Source organism: Verrucomicrobiota bacterium (assembly GCA_039192515.1).
In the GTDB taxonomy this organism is placed as follows: Bacteria; Verrucomicrobiota; Verrucomicrobiia; order Methylacidiphilales; family JBCCWR01; genus JBCCWR01.
The window spans coordinates 1-19,340 of record JBCCXA010000032.1; the positions used below are offsets into that span (position 1 = coordinate 1).

The 19,340-nt window shown below is 41.2% G+C and carries 8 protein-coding genes; all 8 read right to left on the reverse strand.

Annotated features, from left to right (window positions below):
• Window positions 1-151 precede the first annotated feature (151 nt).
• Complete coding sequence (locus AAGA18_12625; GenBank protein ID MEM9446183.1) at window positions 152-460, reverse strand: tyrosine-type recombinase/integrase; 309 nt, start codon at window positions 458-460, stop codon at window positions 152-154.
• A gap of 317 nt (window positions 461-777) precedes the next feature.
• The gene (locus AAGA18_12630; GenBank protein ID MEM9446184.1) at window positions 778-2,127 is read right to left on the reverse strand and encodes an MATE family efflux transporter; all 1,350 of its coding nucleotides are present in this window, start codon (window positions 2,125-2,127) and stop codon (window positions 778-780) included.
• On the reverse strand, window positions 2,124-10,010 hold the full coding sequence (locus tag AAGA18_12635) for an amino acid adenylation domain-containing protein (protein MEM9446185.1): 7,887 nt from the start codon (window positions 10,008-10,010) through the stop codon (window positions 2,124-2,126). The genes AAGA18_12630 and AAGA18_12635 overlap by 4 nt, the downstream gene beginning before the upstream one ends.
• Complete coding sequence (locus AAGA18_12640; protein ID MEM9446186.1) at window positions 9,997-11,067, reverse strand: LLM class flavin-dependent oxidoreductase; 1,071 nt, start codon at window positions 11,065-11,067, stop codon at window positions 9,997-9,999. Before AAGA18_12640 ends, AAGA18_12635 begins: the two co-directional genes overlap by 14 nt.
• A gap of 15 nt (window positions 11,068-11,082) precedes the next feature.
• Entirely contained in the window at window positions 11,083-15,612 is a 4,530-nt protein-coding gene (locus tag AAGA18_12645; GenBank protein MEM9446187.1) for a beta-ketoacyl synthase N-terminal-like domain-containing protein, read from the reverse strand.
• The gene (locus AAGA18_12650; protein MEM9446188.1) at window positions 15,596-17,068 is read right to left on the reverse strand and encodes an aminotransferase class III-fold pyridoxal phosphate-dependent enzyme; all 1,473 of its coding nucleotides are present in this window, start codon (window positions 17,066-17,068) and stop codon (window positions 15,596-15,598) included. Before AAGA18_12650 ends, AAGA18_12645 begins: the two co-directional genes overlap by 17 nt.
• On the reverse strand, window positions 17,065-17,937 hold the full coding sequence (locus tag AAGA18_12655; GenBank protein MEM9446189.1) for a class I SAM-dependent methyltransferase: 873 nt from the start codon (window positions 17,935-17,937) through the stop codon (window positions 17,065-17,067). Before AAGA18_12655 ends, AAGA18_12650 begins: the two co-directional genes overlap by 4 nt.
• Window positions 17,934-19,331 (reverse strand): thioester reductase domain-containing protein, encoded by a 1,398-nt coding sequence (locus AAGA18_12660; protein MEM9446190.1) that lies wholly within the window; start codon window positions 19,329-19,331, stop codon window positions 17,934-17,936. Before AAGA18_12660 ends, AAGA18_12655 begins: the two co-directional genes overlap by 4 nt.
• Between the last annotated feature and the right edge of the window lie 9 nt (window positions 19,332-19,340).

Sequence of the window (19,340 nt, forward strand, 5' to 3'; positions counted from 1 at the left end):
AAAGTTATGAGCTGCTTGACTTTGGCTCATTCCACCTTCAAGGGCCTGGATGACTTTATCTCTCAAATCCTTACTATATGCCTTCATCCTTAAGCTTATAATCTCAAACCTCTTAAATGTACAGCTTGTTGTTACTTAATTAGTAAATGCTCTAGTTGTCTTTAGCAGAGTGACATTTTTCATGAGCTTGTTGGAGTTCGCGCAAGCTGACGTGCGTATAAACCTGTGTGGTCTCTAGATGCTCATGACCTAGCATCTCTTGAATATGTCGAATATCGCAGCTATTTTCAAGAAGACCTGTGGCAATACTATGCCTAAATAAATGACAGCTTCCAGATTTGCCAATATCGGCTTTATCAATACATTGACTCACTTGGTGAGTAATCCGACTCGGCTTAATCCTAGTCCCCTGAGCATTCAAGAATGGTACTTGTTCACAGCCATCTACACCTTCAACCAATAAAGTTTGATGAAAGTGCGATGATGGCTTTTATAGGGACCTCTTCCTATAAGGAGCTGAATTCGATTAAAGTGTTGCATTCCCAAACGCTAACACTGCTTTACTATTCCTCAGTAATCTCATATTGGGCGTAAAAGGAATCTAATTGTTGCTTTAGCTTTTTATCTTCAGGGAATATCGACAAACCTCTCTCTAACATATTCAAAGCCCCAGCAGGATTATCATTTTTTAAGTATATATTTGAGAGGTTCACATAACTCTCGTTGTATCCCCGCTTAGGTTGCTGATTTTCCTGAATAGTAAGTAATTTTTCATACTCAGTTAAGCTCTAAAAGATGTTTCCTGCGTTCGTAATACATCCACCAACGGATGCTCAAAAAGACTGCTTTAAGTGCTTCTTCCATAAGTAAAACATACCATAAGCCTATAACACCCAATCCCCAAGTAACTGCAAACAAATAAGCAATGGGGACGCTGATACACCACATCATAATTTGAGTGCCAGCTACAGGAACCAAAACATCACCTATGGTCTTACTAGAAAAATAAAGAACCGTATTTACCGCACTAAAAGGCTGTGCAAAAACAGTTATCCAAAGCAATTTCTGACCCATCTGAATAATCTTAGGATCCTTGGTAAAAAGGCCTAATAAAGGTTTCGCGAAACTTGCCAAAATAATCGCACCAAGTGTTGTGACAATAATAGCTACCACAGAGGATTTCCACATGCAACGGGTCAGTTCATCCCACTTCTTTGCCCCATAACGATAACCAATCATAACTTCATTTGCTTGACTCAGAGACATCAAGAGGACAGTTAAAACCGTAGAAAGTGCCCAAGTAAAAGATCGGCTCAAGACCATAGTGACTCCCATACCTGCAATGAAGCTCACCAAAAGCATTTGATAAAATCCGTAAGCCAAATTGTCTAAAGCTAAGGGCCAACCTAATTGAAACATCGGTTTTGCACGTGCAAGGAAATCAGGATAAGTTCTTTTCCAAAAGGTGGGAAAAAAGGATAAGCGTTTCGCTAAAACAATAAGTAAAGCGATAACTGCAGCCACTCGTATGATAAAAGTTGCTAAAGAGGAACCTAGAACACCCAGGCTTGGAATAGGACCCATGCCCAAAATTAACACATAGGCCAGAATCAAATAAGCTACTTGAGCGGTAATCCCTAAGACGAGCATGATTCGAGTTTCCCCATAACCACGCAGCATAGCTGTTCCTGCCATCATCATACCATTAAAGATGATGGTAAACCCTCCAACCCTAAGGTAGATTTCTGCACCCACAACCGTTTCATCTGGACAATTCAAAGCAGCCACCCACCAAGGTGCTCCAGCCATAATAATGACTCCCAGAAGAAATCCGAGCAGTGCATTGCCCACAAAAGAGGCTTCTGCAAAACGCTCTGCCTCTTTAGGCTCTTTCGAGCCCAATTTGCGAGAGATCATAACCACAGACCCAGCAGCAAAAAAAGCTGAGAGATCAAAAGCGACTAATAAAATTTGATTAGCCAGACTGACAGATGCAGCGGCTGTTTCGGAGTAAGAACTAATTATCATGGTATCAACCAACATGACAATCATTCCACTCAAGGCAGTCAAGAGAAGTGGCCAACTGAGTTGAAAGAGTGTTTTCTGAGTGCGATCAATTTCACTCATGATTCTTCGCCGAAGCTGACCTGTGAGAAGATATCATTTAATTGACTTGAGTCCACGCCAAGTAAATCAGCATCCACTTCATTGTTCGATTCTAGGCTTTTACCTATATCTATTATATGGGTCAAAAACTCATCAGCCCACAGAATTAATTCTTCCTCATGAAACAGAGACGCATTATAAGACCACTTCCCTTGAAATTCATCCTTTTCGATCCAACAATCGATGACTATAGGATTTTGTAAAACATTTTCCTTTGCCACGCTATCTCCTGGAACTGGCAAACGTTCAAACCAACTTAAATTCATACCCGCATCGATTACTCCTAAAAAATTAAAAGCTAAGATAGGGCTAAGCGATAGCAACTCATCTTTTCCAAGGTAACGCAACATGCCATAACTCAATCCTTTGTGAGGAACTTGATCTAAATTCTCCTGAATTTGCTTAACATAAGCTTCCATTTCCATTTCATTTGAAATAGCCAAATTAAAAGGATAAAGGGAGGTAAACCAGCCTATGGTCCTTGATAAATCAAGGTTTTGACCTAATGCTTCAGAATCTCTACCATGTGACTCAAGCATCACAGTCATGCTTTTCTTATCTGTTCGTTTTGCAAAAGATCGCCCCAACGCAGTAAGTAAAAGAGGTAAGATAGGGTTCCTCTTAAATGAATCTGTCTCTTCTTTAGAAAGGTGTAAGGGAATCATCTTAGTCACACCACTTTTTTTTCTTTCGATGACATGTTTAAGTGAAAAGCTCTCTAATGTTGCACTATTCCCAACAACTTTTTTCCAGTAGTTTTTGCTTTCAGAAATTTGCTCTGTCATGTGACACAGATGTTTTGTCCATGCCTCATAGCTCAGAGTTTTAGCAGGCAAGAGAATCGATTCAGTCGTTTCAGCCTGGTCATAAGCTTCATAGAAATCTTCCAGCAAAATTTTCCACGAAACAGCATCGACCGCACAATGGTGAGCTACTAGAAGTAAAGTAGTTGAACCATCTGCTCCTGTAAAACCTGCAACAAGAAAGATCGGACCCCTTTCTAAATGAAAACTTGATTGAACCCTCTGCACTACCTCATGTAATTCCTTCTCATCACACCATTCGATAGAAGGCGCAGAAACATCTGCGTAATAAAGCTTACTTTTATTCGACTCTTTCCATCTGATACGTAGTGCATCATGATGTTTGAACAATGCGACCAGAGCTCGATCCAAGCGATCTCTATCTAAAGCTACAGCTGTTCTCAAACAAGCTGCCTGATTAAAGTGATGAGGATTTGTAAGGTGAAGTTCTTGAAACCACTGTTGCACAGGAAGTTTCTCAAATGCCTCTCCACTAGGCTCAGCTAAAGGGCTCGGTACAGTAGAGACATCCTTCTCAACAATGGTTGCGAATTCTTGGATGGTCTGATATTGGAATAATTGAGCAGGTGTTGCTTGGTAACCTGCTTTCTTGAGGCGACTGATAATCTGCAAAGCAATAATAGAATCGCCCCCTAATTCGAAGAAATTATCTTGTAAACTTATTTCTTTGACAGGCAAAACCGATTGCCATGTTGAACGCAGCAGTTCTTCAATTTCCCCACCACTTTCTGAAATATTTTGATCTGATTGCCATGTTGGCTCAGGAAGTTGGCTACGATCAAACTTACCATTTTTTGTCAGAGGTAGTTGCTTTAATACAACGAACTTAGTAGGTATCATTTGAGGCGGTAGCTTGTCTGAAAGCGTATTACGCAATGCACTCTCTTCTAGCGCATCATTTTCAGACACAACATAAGCGACAAGTCGTTTCTTAGCGGAATGATCAGTTCTACCTACGACGATAGCCTCACCAATTTCAGCATGCTTTCGCAAAGCCAATTCAATCTCTCCTGGTTCAATTCGAAAGCCACGAATCTTAAGTTGCTGATCCATTCTCCCTAGGAACTCGATCTCTCCATCCTCACGGTAACGAACTCGATCACCTGTTTTATAAAGTGTTAAATTGGCATCAGTCGGCTCATCACATTCAGGATCTACAAAAGGATTTGGTATATAGTTTTCCGCAGTTCTTGCAGCTTGTTTGAGATAACCTCGGGTAAGCCCTCTTCCTCCAATATATAACTCGCCTTCGGCTCCTCTAGGAACTAATTGCAGATCTTCATCCAAAATATAAACTTCTGTATTAGAAATGACATGGCCGATCGGTGCTCGAAACATCTTGTCAATTTCGTCATGATCACATGGATAAAAAGTGGAATAGGTTGTCCCTTCTGTCGGACCATAAAAATTAATAATTTGCGTATGCGGCAGTAATATTTTCGCCTTTCGCAAATGCTCCATGGATAATACTTCACCACCTGTCATGATATGCTTCACTGACTGAATAGTCTCAATGCCCTCATCAATTAGTAGATGAAACAATCCTGTTGTAATCCATAAGATGGTAACTTTATGTTGGTAAATAAGGTCTGAAATCTCCTCTATGGTCGGAGTACCTCTTCCAGTTAGAATAAGAGATCCCCCATTTAACAAAGCCCCCCAAATCTCAAATGTAGAAGCATCAAATCCAAGAGGTGCATCTTGCAAAATAATCTGCTCGGAAGACAAAGGCACATAGTTAGTCTCCCGCACAAGTCTAACCACTCCATCATGTGTTGCACAAACTCCTTTGGGCGTTCCCGTAGATCCAGATGTGTACATGATGTAGGCTAGATTAGCTGGGAATATTGCATCGTTTTGATGATTGGAAACCTCAACTGGCTTTCTATCACTCATGACGAAAAAACCTCTTGATTGATCAAATATTTCTACTTCCTGGTCAGGGAGAAAGGTCTCCAATACTTCTCTCGTATCAGCATAGATGAAGGCGATCTCGGCATCTTCTATCATCCAATCCAAACGAGCCTGAGGCAAAGATGGATCAAGTGGAACAAAAACACCTCCCGCTTTTAAGATAGCCAGCATCGCTCCAATAGTTTCGATTGAGCGATTTGCTATCACTCCAACTTTGGTTTCTGTACAGATCCCTAATCTTGCTAGTTCTTTTGCTAGAGTATCCGTACTCTGATTTAACTCTTGATAAGTGATTTGTTGATTACCTTGCACCATAGCAATCTTAAGAGGTGTTTCAGTAACCTGACGTTGGAAACAAGCCCCTATCGTTTGCTTTGGCAATTGGGAAGGCCTTGCCTCTCTACCCCAAGAGACCAGTTGACCTTGCTTCAACATATCAAGACACATCAGAGAAGAAATTGGCTGATCCAAGGCCTCGGGAATTTCATTAATTAAGTGAATAAAATTTTCTGTTAGTTCAAAAATTGTCTCTTCTCTAAATAATTCTGTGCGATATTCAAAATTCCCAATGACACCATCTTCTACCTCTTGCATTAGGAGACTGAGATCAAACTTCGCCGTATTAGTATTTAAAGAGATAGGTTCCCATTCTAAACCTTCCGCTTGCGCACGATCAAAAGGAGCATTCTGTAACGCAAACAAAACTTGAAAAAGTGGAGTCGTAGAACGACTACGAGGAACATCTAGAAGCTCAACAATCTCATCAAAGGGAACATCCTGGTATTGATAAGCTTTTAAAGTTATATCTTTAGACTGAAGTAATAATTCTCTAAAAGTTGGATTGCCCTCAATCCTGTTACGTAGCACCAGGGTATTAACGAATAGTCCAACAATTGACTCTAATTCTGATTTTAAACGATTAGCCAAACCTGTGCCAATCGCAATATCTCTTCCAGCACCATAGCGATAAAGTAGTACTGCTAAAACGGTTTGCAGCGTCATGAAAAGAGTCACTCCAGCATCTTGACTAACCCTATGAAGTGAATCTGTTTGTTTTTTGTTCAACTGGAATCTCCAAGTAGCGCCGCGAGAAGAGATTTCTGCTGGCCTCGGAAAGTCAAGAGGTAGTGAAAGCTCTGTTGGCAAGTCTCTTAAAGCTTCTTTCCAATACTCTAGACCTGGCTTCATGTCCTGCTTGGCTTGCCATTCTGCATAATCAACATAACGAAGCTGATTCTCTTGAATCTTGAGATACCCTTGATAAGCAGCAATCATTTCCTTGACCACGACACCAACCGACCATCCATCAACCAATATATGGTGAAAGCAAATGAAAAAAATATTCTCTTGAGGAGCTAGCCTAAAGAGAACGGTTCTCCATAGAGGTGCCTGGGATAAATCAAAACCTTTATTAGACTCTTCTTTAGCGCGTTCTTGCCAGATTTTCTCCCGCTCTACTGAATCTTGATCTGTAAGATCGACCTCTTCTATCTTGTACTGCCAAGAGGAAATTACATCGGCACAAGGTTCTCCCATCACATCCTTAAAAACAAGACGTAGTCCCTCGTGTTTATTGACGACTTGTTCCCAACTCTTATTTAAACTCTCTATAGACAAGTCACCTTTGATACGAACCGCTGATGGAATAACATAAGTAGAAACATCGGACATTAATCCTGACATTAACCACTGCCTCTTCTGAGCTGCTGAAAGTGGAAGCTTATCTGTTCCCCCATTCCAACGATTAATAGGAGACTGCAAAATCTGTGATGTCTTTAAAAATGAATCCGTAAAATCCGCTAACTGCGGATGATCAAAAAGGTTAATCAAAGGCACCCTAATTCCTAATACCTCATGCACTCTACCAACCACTCGAGTAGCCGCTAAAGAATGTCCTCCCATCTCAAAGAAATGATCCCTACGAGAACTAATTGTAACTCCTAATACCTCCTCCCAAATTTTTGCAACACGTTCCTCTTCGGTAGAAGAGAAACCTTCTTCTATCAAAGAATAATTTGCTTCGATTTTCCATTTCTCAAGGGCTTTACGATCTACTTTTCGGTTAGGTGTGAGAGGCAAAGATTCAAGTGAAATGATCCGATGAGGAATCATATATGATGGTAAATTACCTCTTAGAAAATTCTTTAAATCTGTCTCATCAGTCCCTCGTTTCTGGCTCACAAAACCAACTAGAGCCTTATTTTTTTGATCACCTTCCGAAACAATCACCGCTGCTTCAGAGATTTCGGAGTGCCTTCTTAAGGCAGATTCGATATCACCTACCTCAATCCTAAACCCTCTCAGCTTAATCTGCCCATCCATTCGCCCACCAAACTCGAGTAAACCATCTTCGCGCCAACGGACTAGGTCACCTGTTGTATACCAACCGTCTTGAAATTTTTCAGTAGTTAATTCTGTACGCTTCCAATAACCTGGGCTAACTCCTTTCCCTCCAATCCAAAGCTCACCTACTACTCCAATTGGAACCACATTACCTTCAGAACTCAAAACTCTAAGTGACGTATTCAAAATCGGGTTACCAATTGGGACAGTTTCATTTTGAAGAAGCTTAGGAGTGAGGCGTAGAGCACCAGACCACACTGTTGTCTCAGTTGGACCGTAAAGATTCCAAAGCTCTTGAGCCGACTTTAGTAAACGCTTAGCTAAATCATAGCTCAAAGCTTCCCCCCCACAAAGCACGCGAAGATTGGAAAGGGTTTGCTTGCTCGTTTCTAGTAAAATTTGCCAAGTCGTTGGCGTTGCCTGCATCACATCAACTTGATACTTCTCGATCAAATGACTCAAAAGTTCGCCATTACGGGCAGCGCCTGCAGGAGCTAAAACAAAAGTTGCACCAGTCGCTAAAGGGAGAAACAGTTCTAAGAGTGAGATGTCAAAAGAAATAGTTGTCACCGCTAGAAGCACTTCATCTTTTCTTAGACCCGGTGCATCAGACATTGCCTCCATGAAGTTAAGCAGATTTTCATGTGTGATTGTAACACCTTTAGGCTGGCCAGTGCTACCGCTTGTGTAAATAAGATATGCTAAGTCACATGGTTGAATATGAAAATCGACACCATTGTTACTTACATGACTCTCAAATTGTTCTTCACTCAAGGCCAGAAATTTATCTTTTTCTAAAACTTCAGAAAAAATTTCTTTAGCCTGGTGATCGTCTAATTCATGTAGAATAAGACTCAACTCGGCATCCTCAGCCATAAAACGGAGACGTTGCTCCGGAAATTCTTTATCAAGCGGGACATAGGCAGCTCCACATTTCCAGACCGCTAATAATGTAATCGGCAAGTAATAAGAACGTTCTAAATAGATACCCACTCTATCGCCGCGTTTTAATTTGCGCACATGTCTTAAGTAATCAGCAAGAGAATCTGATTGGCGTGCCAAGGTTTTGTAATCAAATAAAATTTCTTGGCCATGCTCAGTCTCTGGAATGATAAAAGCAATTTTCTCCGCTTGTCGTGCCACTTGTTGAGCAAAACCATCCAATATAGAAGAATTTCTTAATTCTCTATATTCTCCCTTTTCCCAATCGCTTTGTAATGTGTGCTCCTCTTCTGTAAGAAAGTTTAAGTCCTTTGGTTGTTCATCTAACATTCCTACTCTCGAGAGCGGGATTTCAGGATTTTCAACAAGCACCTTCAAAAGATTTTCAAAGTGCTTCATCATTCGCTCAATCCTCGTTTGAGTAAATAAAGCACTCCTATACTCAACAGCTAAAAGGAACCCTTCAGAACGCTTAAAAAGATGCCAACTTAAATCAAACTTGGTTTCAGGCAAGGATAAGGGGATTTGTGAAAGTTTAAGCTCTCTCAATGCTAGATCTGGAGAAGATGCATTTTGCATCATATACCCCTCAGTCTGAGCTTGAAACATAATCTCAAATAAAGGGTTACGATTCGAGCTACGATCTGGGGCACTAGCCTCAACTACCTGCGAAAAAGGAACAAATTGATTGGCTAGGCCACCAAGAACTGTTTTCTTCACTTCGCCCACCCAATCAAGAAAGTTTAAAGGCTTTTCGGTCTCAAGTTGTGTGCGTAACACAAGCGTGTTTACAAAAAAGTTTACGATATCACGACACTCTTCATGACGCCTTCCCGAAACCGGAACACCCAAGGAAATATCTTTCTCTCCGGTGTAACGATACAAAAGATATTTAAAAGCCGCTAAGAGAATCATAAAGGTTGTTGCGCCTGATCTTTTGGTCAAAGCTTCAATCCTTTCTGACAAAGATAAAGGCAACTGCGCTGTTAAAGTCTTACCTTCAAAACTCAGATTTGAAGTTCTTGGAAAATCAGTTGGAAGCTCTATTTGCGTTAAGCCATCTACCTGTTTTTTCCAGTATTTTAATTGATTTTTGGCCTCTTCACTTTCGAACCAGCTTTGATCCGATTGATAAACAGCATATGTTTTTTTAGACAAAACTTCATTAGATGGTGTAAGCTCAACAGTCCCATCACCTATTGCTTTGCGATAAAAAGAGATAAAATCTCTCATGAGAATTCCTCTAGACCACCCATCCGCTACCAAGTGATGAATTACAATCTTGAGTAGCCAACTTGTTTCATTCTCACGCTCTAACTCCATCCGGTAAAGTGGTCCTTCTGCCAAATCAAAAGGTTCAGCAACATAATCGGTATGATCCACATTAAGAGAATTTTTCACCTCTAAGACCATAGAAGCTGGAGGTGTTAAGTACTGATAAGGCTGACCTTTATCATCTAGCCGAAAAACAGTACGAAGCGCCTCGTGACGTTCAACTAATTGATTAAGTGCTGTTTCCACCAACTCTGGATTCAAGGAGCCTTCGAAACGCCAGCCAAAGGCAATATGGTAAGAACATAGCTTAGGAAATAGCTGGTGTAGCAACCAAACGTGTGATTGAGATGGGGAAAGAGGAAGTCGTTCGGGACGTTCCTCTAGCTCAAACAGGCTTAACTCTTTGGAAGTATCTGCCTGAACAATTGATGCCCAACTAATCCCTTGTGTTTCTAACTGAGAACGAAAGTGTTCCCGTTGCTTTGGCGTGAGATCAGAAACTCTTGCGCGAAGCGCTGCCAGCTTAACTGGATCAATTTGCGACATCTTCTAAAACTAATTCCGATGAAGTCAAATCCATCAATTCCTTCAAGTAGGGCATTGCACCCAAAATCGCTTGATCATCTTGAACAAAATCAATCAGGCAATTGAGCTCATCTACCCCTGCTTCAGCAAAATCCCTTACAAGAGAAACACATCCCTGAGGAGTACCAATCAATGAGCGTTGTTTGATAAAGCCCTCTACACCAAAGGTCAAAATAGCATCCAAATCATCATCGGAGAAATCCTCTAGCTTGACGTCAAGACCCATACCTTTTGCTAAGTTCTCTAAAAGCCCATAATGTGTTTTAAGATAAGCTGCAAAAGGCTCGCGAATGTCCTGTTTTACTTGCTCTTCATCTTCTCCTAAAAAGGTATGCACCATGAGTGATACTATTCCTGCTTCTTTTTCATGACCTGCTGCTTTCCAAGCTTCTCTATATTTAGCAAGCTTAGGTGCTAGATCCTCAAGTGTTCCGCCTAAAAGTGAAGTAAGCACGTTTGCACCAATACGTCCTGCCTCAATATAAGACTCCGTAGATTGACAGGTAATCCAAATAGGAAGTTCTTTTTGAAGAGGTCTCGGTAAACTTTTGACTTTTACTGAACGTCCGTTTGCATCCTCAAAAGGAACAGCCTCTCCTTTCCAAAGACATTTAATTTGATCCAAATTCTTCCACATAACTGTTCTTCTATTTCCATGGGGGTCTCGAGAAAGAATGAATTCGTCCATGGTCCACCCTGAAGCAACAGCTATAGCCGCTCGACCATTTGATAAGTTATCAATTACTGACCAATCTTCAGCAACTCTAACTGGATGATGAAGTGGAAGCACTGTGCTACCTGCTCGAAGTTGAATATTTTTCGTGACCATGGCCAAAGCCGCACTAGTAAGTGCTGGGTTCGGGTAAAGCCCCCCAAAAGCATGAAAGTGACGTTCCGGAGTCCATACTGCTGTGAAACCATTAGCATCTGCAAACTTTGCGCTTTCAATCAACAAGTTATAACTTCCAGAACTTACATTGGCTCCATCTCCATCAAAAAAGAATAGACTATACTTCATTTTTATACCTCTCTTCTACTTTGCTGCTAATTCTTGATTCTCTTCATTCTCAATTTGGTCTAGAAGATCTTCTACAGCTAAAACCTGATTTTCACTCAGATCTCCCATATTCTCCTCAATCACCTTGGAAATTCCAGCCACCGTGGGCGTTCCTTGCAAAATCGCTCGCATAGGGACGTCTACTTTAAAATCTTTACGTAGTTTGGTAATAGCTTGAATCGCTAATAAAGAATGACCTCCCATGGAAAAAAAGTCATCGTGACGTCCTATTTTAGCAATACCTAGCAAATCTCCCATTGCTTTCGCCACCGCTTTTTCAATGTCTGTTTCTGGTGCTTCATACTCGTTATCAAGCAGGCGCTCTGCGCTATTCTCATTTGTTTCATCACAAACCTTTCTTGGATCATAGTTAAGGCGGTCGTCAAGCGAACGAGGGCTCACAACGATTCGTGATAATTGAGGTTGCCCTACCATACGTCTCGTTGCCTCCCATACTTCTTCAGAATCAAAAGCAAGCGCCATGAGATCTGAATCCAAATGCATATCATCCTCATCAATTCGACACGCATCCCAGTTCATAGAAAAAAAGTTTGAACGTTTCTGACGCTCAATAAACCCATCCAAATAACTACTGGCTGCCGCATAAGCAGAAAAACCAGCTCCACCTACTATCGAAGAGAGCGATGATTGCATGACCACGAACTCAGGGTTTAGTACTTCCACAAGATTGCTCACCGAGTCCAAGTAGCGAATTTTCTTTTCAAAAATTTTCTCTTTATCTTCATGGTCTAGGTCAATGAAAGCACAACTCGCTTCTCCACCCATCACATCAGCATAGAAGATACCTGAAAGGTCCTCAACGTTCATACGTTCCATCAGTGCTTGGCTAGTTACTCGAACTTGATCCGAGTTTTTTAAATCAACGCTAGCCATGACAAAGTCTACTCCTTCCCGACCCAATGCTTTAATCTTCTGCGCAGTTTTACTAAGAGGGTGTTGTGCGCCATGAGTTGCAAACCAGGCATCCCATTCTGAAGGCTCAGGAATGCCCTCTCGACCTAAAACAAGAATTTTTGCATTCAGATAATCGCGAAGCGCTTGGGCGTAAACCATTCCTAAACCATCCACTAGATCTCCAATAACCAGATAATAACCTTCTTCTTTGAGTAGTTCAGGTTTTGTTTCAGGTAATTCAAGACTCTCGTAAGATCGAATCCATCTATTTCCATTTCGATAAGCAATCACTTGATCCGAGCTTTGGCTTGCTAACTCCTCAGCAAGATAATTAGGAAAATGTGTATCTTTAAGCCTGCCTTCTATAAGGCGACAATTTAAATGAGAAATTTCCTGCGGCATCACTTTAACCAAACCAGGAAGTGCTGCTCGCTCCTGATTCACTTTTTCTGACCCTGTTATTTCAAAAAGATTAGAGGTCACAACGTTAAGATACTGTTGACTACCAAAGTTTGCTTTAGCAAGTGCTTGCCCTAAAGCCACAAGACTATCAAAACTATCTACTAAGTCTTCCTCTCCAAATGTCCAAGCATGAACCCATTGGGTTGGTGAGAAATCTAACGTCGCGACCAGCTTGGTATAGTCCTCTTCTTCATTAGCACGAATCACAAAACTACTCTCAGTCTTTTGCCATTCACCACCAGCTTCTACCCAAACATAATCGAAACTAGACAACGCCTTTTGCCATTCTGTCTTCAGGTTCACATCTCCGAAAATGATATACTTATCTTTTTCTTGAGTTCCCTGTCTTTGCGTTGATACAACGAATGGCTGCTGCTTCCAACTGGGAGCAAAGAACCAATTCTCAATCGGTTGTTTTTTAGAATGATCTACCTCCGGAATATCTGGCTGACTCTTACGTGGTATATAGTGTTTCGCTCTCTCAAATGGATAGGTTGGGAGAGGGACACGTCGTACCTCTTCATCATAAGTATTCGCCCATTGGATAGGAACTCCTTTTAACCAAAGCATTGCTTTGGCTTTTTTGTAGGTTGGAATCCCATAGTCGGACTCATAAATTCCTGTTAGAGTGGAGATGGTGGTGCAATTATTACCGAGTGTCATGTTCGCTAAACGACATAATGTATTTCCTGGCCCTAACTCTAAATAAACTGCATCTGGTAACGTCTCTTGCAGTTTTTTCAGTCCGTTAGCAAATAAAACCGTATTCCGAAGATGCTCAACCCAATATTGAGGAGAAGTTGCTTCGTCTGATGTCAACCACACCCCCGTTCTATTAGATATAATATCTCGGTTAGGTGTATGAAAGATGATGGTATTCAAAAAAGATCTATATTCTTGAAGCACCGGATCCATTAAATGAGAATGGAAGGCATGCGAGGTATCAAGAACCTGTGAGACAATACCTTTTCTTTCCAACTCATTTTTAAGTGTAAGGATATCTTCTTCCGTTCCAGAGATAACAATTTGTTCAGGAGAATTAACAGCTGCGACTTCCAGCCTCTCCGTAAGAATTTCTTTAGCTGCTTCGACTCTCATTCGAACAGCAAGCATCTTACCTTTCGGACAAGATTGCATGAGTTGACCTCTTTTACAGACAATTTTCAATGCATCCTCTAAAGAAAAAACTCCTGCCAAACAGGCCGCAACATATTCACCTAAACTGTGACCTAACATAGCATCAGGTTCTATGCCCCAGCTTTTAACAAGTTGAGCCATCGAATATTCCACAGCAAAAAGTACAGGTTGAACATGTGCAGTGTCTTGCAATGAAGACTCATTCTCAAATAATAGCGAAAACAAATCGAGCTCAGGTAAAAGAAAAAAAGCGCATGCTTCCATACTAGCTCTAAAAACTTCATTTTGCTCGTAGAGCTCTTTGGCCATACCAACATATTGACTTCCTTGCCCTGAAAAAAGAAATACAACTGGAGCTTTTTGTTCAACTAAGTTCGGTTTGGCCTTTTGTAATTGATTGAGAAGCTCATTCCTTTTCTTAGCCACAACGACACAACGATGCTCCATGGAACGTCTGCCAACCTGCAAGGTATAAGCAATATTTTTAAGAGAGGTTTCATTCGCCTGTAGATATTCACCTAATTGCTGTACTTGTGTTTTGAGACCTGTGCTTGTCTTTGCCGATAGTGGAAAAATATAAGTATCATCTTCTATACTCTCTTGGTGATTACCCAAAAGAGGCGCTTCCTCCAGAATGGCATGTGCATTTGTTCCACCCATACCAAAGGAACTAACTCCTGCTCTTCTTGGTTCTTCAGACCTTGTCCATGCATGATTTTCGCAGCTAGCAGAAAAAGGACTATTTACCAAATCGATTTGAGGATTGGGTTCATTGAAATGAAGAGTAGCTGGAATAGTTTCATGCTGAAGGGCCAGTACCGTTTTAATCACTCCGGCAACACCAGCTGCTGCATCCAAATGGCCCACATTAGATTTTACTGAACCGATACGACATTTTTTATTCTCAGCTTGTAAACTTGCAGCCATAGCTTGAGTCAAAGCAGAAAATTCAACAGGATCTCCAAGCTCTGTAGCTGTTCCATGTCCTTCAACATAACTAACCGTTGAAGGAGAAACGTTTGCCCGCTTAAAAGCACTTTTTATAACTTCAGCTTGACCATTTACACTCGGTGCTAAAAGTCCTACTTTGTCAGCACCATCATTATTGATCGCTGTTCCAAGAATAACTGCACGAATCGTATCACCGTCTTTCACAGCATCCTCTAGCCTTTTTAGAATAAGAACGCCAACTCCATTACCAAAAAGTGTTCCTTTGCCTTCCCTATCAAAGGCACGACAACAACCATCAGGCGAAGCAATCCCCCCGGGCTCATGTAAATAACCCTCAGGTTCAGCTCGACCGATAGTTACACCACCTGCTAAGGCTAATTCACAATCACCATCAACCAAACTCCGACACGCTTCGTGCAAAGCGACTAAAGACGTCGAACAACCTGTTTGAATACCGCAACTCGGTCCTTTTAAATCCATATGATAGGATACACGAGTTGGCATAAGACCCATGACATTACTCACTACTGCTTGGACCTCATTCACAGACTTAGAAGTACTGGAATCATTGTTGAGGTTAAGAATATAGCTATTAAGTGCTGTTCCTCCGTACACACCGATACGGCCTTCATATTGATGCGAATCGTATCCAGCATCTTCTAATGCCGTCCAAGCACATTCTAAAAAGACACGATGTTGTGGCTCTAACATGGCAGCCTCTCCAGGAGAATAGCCAAAAAATCCAGCATCAAATGAGGTTGGGTCATCAAAACTCGCATATTGCTTCACGTAGTTAGAGTCAGCGTACTCAGATTCGGGAACTCCAGCTTCTTTCAACTCAGTTTCACTCACCTCACGAATACCCGATTTACCTTCGCGCAGTAATTCCCAAAACTCATCTAAATTTTCGGCGCCTGGAAATCGTCCAGACATTCCGATGATAGCTATGCGCTGATCTTTAGGCTTTTTCAGTTTCTCAATCTGCTCGCGAGCAGCACGCAGTGTATCGAGTATACGTTTAGAATCAGTAAGTTCGCTCATATTCTTGATGTTCCAATGTTCCGCTTGATTTTGTTTCAGCCCAAGATTTCTGGCCATAGACAAATCGTAGTCCGTTTATAAAGGTTTGATTAATTGTCCTAATTTCATCATCTGTGTGTGCGGTTGTGAGGAATCCACCTCGATCCCCTCCCCTAAGATGAATTCCACTATAACGTAGGTAATAGGAAAGTTGATTCACTTGCGATGGTCTCATCCGGCTTTCACTTAAGGAGATTGAAAAGAAAGAACCAAAGTGTGTAAAACGGACAGGTATTTTGTAAGAATTTGTTAAGTCATTGAGATTTTCAATCATGTTCGCCACCTTTTGATTTAAGCCTTGTTGAAGAGAGTTTCCTCGTGAAATCAATTCTTGCATAGTAGCATGGGAAGCCACGAGTGAAAGAGGATGCTTGCAAAAAGTGCCTGCAAAAAAAATGCTCCTATCACGCTCTACACCAGCAGTTGGTTGAAGATAACTCATAAAGTCTTCTCTCCCAGCCACTATTGATAAAGGCAAACCTCCACCCGCGATTTTGCTATAAGTGACTAAATCTGCCTTCACGTCAAAGTAAGCTTGAGCACCTCCAGGATGGGTACGAAAACCTGTTACCATTTCATCAAAAATTAATCCTATACCGGCATGACTGGTAACTTCTCGAAGGCTTTGCAAGAATTCTTTAGGCTGTATTTCAGGCTTTCTACTTTGAACGGGTTCAACAAGAACAGCAGCTATTTTACTACGATGCTTTTTGATAATGTTTAGAGACTTAGAGCAGCCATAGTTTAAGACCATCACGTCTTTAGCCATCGAGTTAGGAATACCTACAGACGCTGGAATTGCCCTTGTGAAATGAAGCCCTTTAAATACACTTCCTATAGCTGAAAGACCTAGCTCACCCAATCGAGAGACAATCCTTTGCCTAACGATTTCTGCAATGCTGGGACGCATGATGACCCAATCCACATGACCATGATAAGAATCTTTGAAGATCACAATCTTAGATCGATTTGTTTTTGCTCTAGCAATCCGAATAGCAGTCATAATAGCTTCAGTACCAGTGTTACTAAAACAGACTTTAGGCATTCCAGTAAGGTCATGTATGAGTCGAGAAACTTCCGCCACGAGTGTCGTCTGAGTACCTATGGCAAAACCCTTTTTCATGGCTTCTGACAATCGTTCTCGAATAAACGAGGGATTATGACCAAAAAGATTTGCCCCAAGTCCTTGCAAGATATCGATGTATTCATTTCCATCTATATCCCATACCCGTGACCCCTCGGCGCGTTCGATCACAAAAGGATAGGCTAGCTTTTGAGTATCTTCTGTTGCTCCAAATACAATTGAGCTTTTATCAACATGAAAATCAGAGCTCTCCTCAGCAAAGCGATAAGAACCTTCTGTTCGCTTGAGATAAGCAGTAACTAAATCTTGTACCCCATCTGATTCTGTCTTCATACTGCACCTCTTTTTTCACAAATGAAGTAAGCTGAATGATTTGAGTCAATCTTAGAGTCACCCTCCAAAGTCTGGATACTAACTTTCGAGAATCCCACATCTCTTAGCGCATTTTGAACAGCATTAATTTCGTGCGCAGTGACCTCAAAATCATTCTCTTGATGATCCCAAGCAGGTTCTACTTCGCGAATTTTTCTGATCAACCGGATTCTCAAACCAACCAACCGGGCACGGCTCAAAAATGTATACAAAGCATCTTTAATGGGGCGCATTAAAGCACCTATACCTTTATCTCTAACCACTTGACGAGACATATGAACTCGGAAAAACCCTTCCTTTTTATCGCTCTGGTAAAAAGGCGTTACCATATAAGCCCATTTGGGGGCGATCATCCCTTCAAGAGGTCTACCCCTCCACCATTTCTCCATCTGCTCTGGATGATTTAAATCGAATACAAATACCCCTACTTCATTTAATGAGGCATAAACATTCTCAAAAACTTGCTTTAAGTCTTCAACACTTGGCACATGATTCAAAGCGGCACTTGTAGAAAAAGCCGCATCAAAATAATTAGGCTTCTTATATTTTCGTGCATCCTCGAGAACATACTCCGCTTTTGGTGCATTAATTTCCGCTCTCTTGAGCATTTCCTCTGAACCATCAAGCCCGACTACTTCATAACCTTTTCTCAACAGATGCTCAATGAGTTGTCCCGTACCACAACATAAGTCAAATAACTTAGCTCCCTCCTTCAGTTTAGGAATCAATACCCTCTGAAGAACGGAAAATTGCTCACGACCATATTCTGGACCAACCGTTTGATCATAAAGCCATGCCCAGCTGTCGTATTGATCATATCTCTCGCTCATGTTTGAACCAACTCTTGCTCTAACATTACTTCTAAATATTTATCGAATAATTTTGCATTCAAAGCTGGTAAGAGAAAAGGAGCATCCCTTAAAGCCTCTTCAACCTCAGTAATATCAAAAGGAAGTTTAATATCTACAGACTGTTTTACTCCACCTTCAGCTCTTGAAGCAAAAAGACCCGCCAATGGGTATAGAGGATGATCAATTCGCCCTTTTCGAACAACTTCTGCCAATTGATCATACCATGTTTGATAAGGAACACGTTTGATATTCAGCCCTGCTCTTTGACATGCTTGAAAAATTTTTTCAGAAGAAACAGGTCGAGGATGGATGAGATGATACCGTTGTACAGGTCTGTTATTGTTTCTATTCAACTGGCTAAGCCAAACAACTGCCTTACCAACATAATCAACTGGTAATAAATCAAGCGGAGTCTTGCCCTCAGGTGCCATTTCAGAAGCCATATAACCTCGAACTAAACGACATAAAAAATCTTGATCATTAAAGACTCCTGTCGTGCTATCACCAGAAATAGGCCCAGGGCGGTAAACAGTGACAGCCAACCCCCTACTCGCAGCTTCTTCGACTAACCGTTCTGAAACCCATTTAGAAAGATTATATCCACCTCTTGGTGGAGGCATTAGGGAAATAGAATCCTTTTCATAAAAACGCTTATGCTTTTCACTTGCTAACGGAGGCAACACTCCAAGTGTAGATACATAGTGAAAATCTGAACGAGCTTGAAAAGCTAACCTCAATAATTCCTTAGTTGACTTAACGTTAGTCGCTCTCAGTGAAGTATAAGGTAGTCCATGATGAACATAAGCACCATTATGAAAAATACAACCAACCGTTGTAATTAAATCTAAATAACTTTCATTACTGAGACCCAGTTGCTTTTTTGACAGATCTCCTTCCAATACTAAAAGCCGCTCTTTGTAACCATCTTGCCATAGACCATAATGGGCAAGTGATTTTTCTACTCTAGAAAATGCAGAAAGACCCTCATTCTTTTCTTGAGTATTACCTCGAACCAAGCAAATGATATTCGACTGTGTTTGTTGGATGAGCTCCGATAATAAATAAGCACCCAAGAAACCAGTGGCCCCAGTGAGGAAAATTCTCTTTTCGGTAGACACTTCGGCATGATCTGGTTGACCCTCAAATCTGAACTCATCAGATAAAACAATATCTGCTTCCCAAGCATTAACCACACCTGAAGTCCTGGAAGGACTAAGTAAATCCACTAACTCCTTTTTATGATAACGTAAAACATCTTTGAGTTCATTTGTTAAAGCTCCTTGAGGAGCATCACATCGCAAAGCCGATCCCTCTACCCAAAGGCGGACATCCAAAGATTTCAAAGTAGATAAGAGCTTTTCTAAATTCATCATAAACATCTT

Bases quoted from the DNA above. Each gene is read 5' to 3' on its own strand.
- AAGA18_12635 (MEM9446185.1), bottom strand. From the start codon at position 10,010: ATGTCGCAAATTGATCCAGTTAAGCTGGCAGCGCTTCGCGCAAGAGTT.
- AAGA18_12640 (MEM9446186.1), bottom strand. From the start codon at position 11,067: ATGAAGTATAGTCTATTCTTTTTTGATGGAGATGGAGCCAATGTAAGT.
- AAGA18_12645 (MEM9446187.1), bottom strand. From the start codon at position 15,612: ATGAGCGAACTTACTGATTCTAAACGTATACTCGATACACTGCGTGCT.
- AAGA18_12650 (MEM9446188.1), bottom strand. From the start codon at position 17,068: ATGAAGACAGAATCAGATGGGGTACAAGATTTAGTTACTGCTTATCTC.
- AAGA18_12630 (MEM9446184.1), bottom strand. From the start codon at position 2,127: ATGAGTGAAATTGATCGCACTCAGAAAACACTCTTTCAACTCAGTTGG.
- AAGA18_12655 (MEM9446189.1), bottom strand. From the start codon at position 17,937: ATGAGCGAGAGATATGATCAATACGACAGCTGGGCATGGCTTTATGAT.
- AAGA18_12660 (MEM9446190.1), bottom strand. From the start codon at position 19,331: ATGATGAATTTAGAAAAGCTCTTATCTACTTTGAAATCTTTGGATGTC.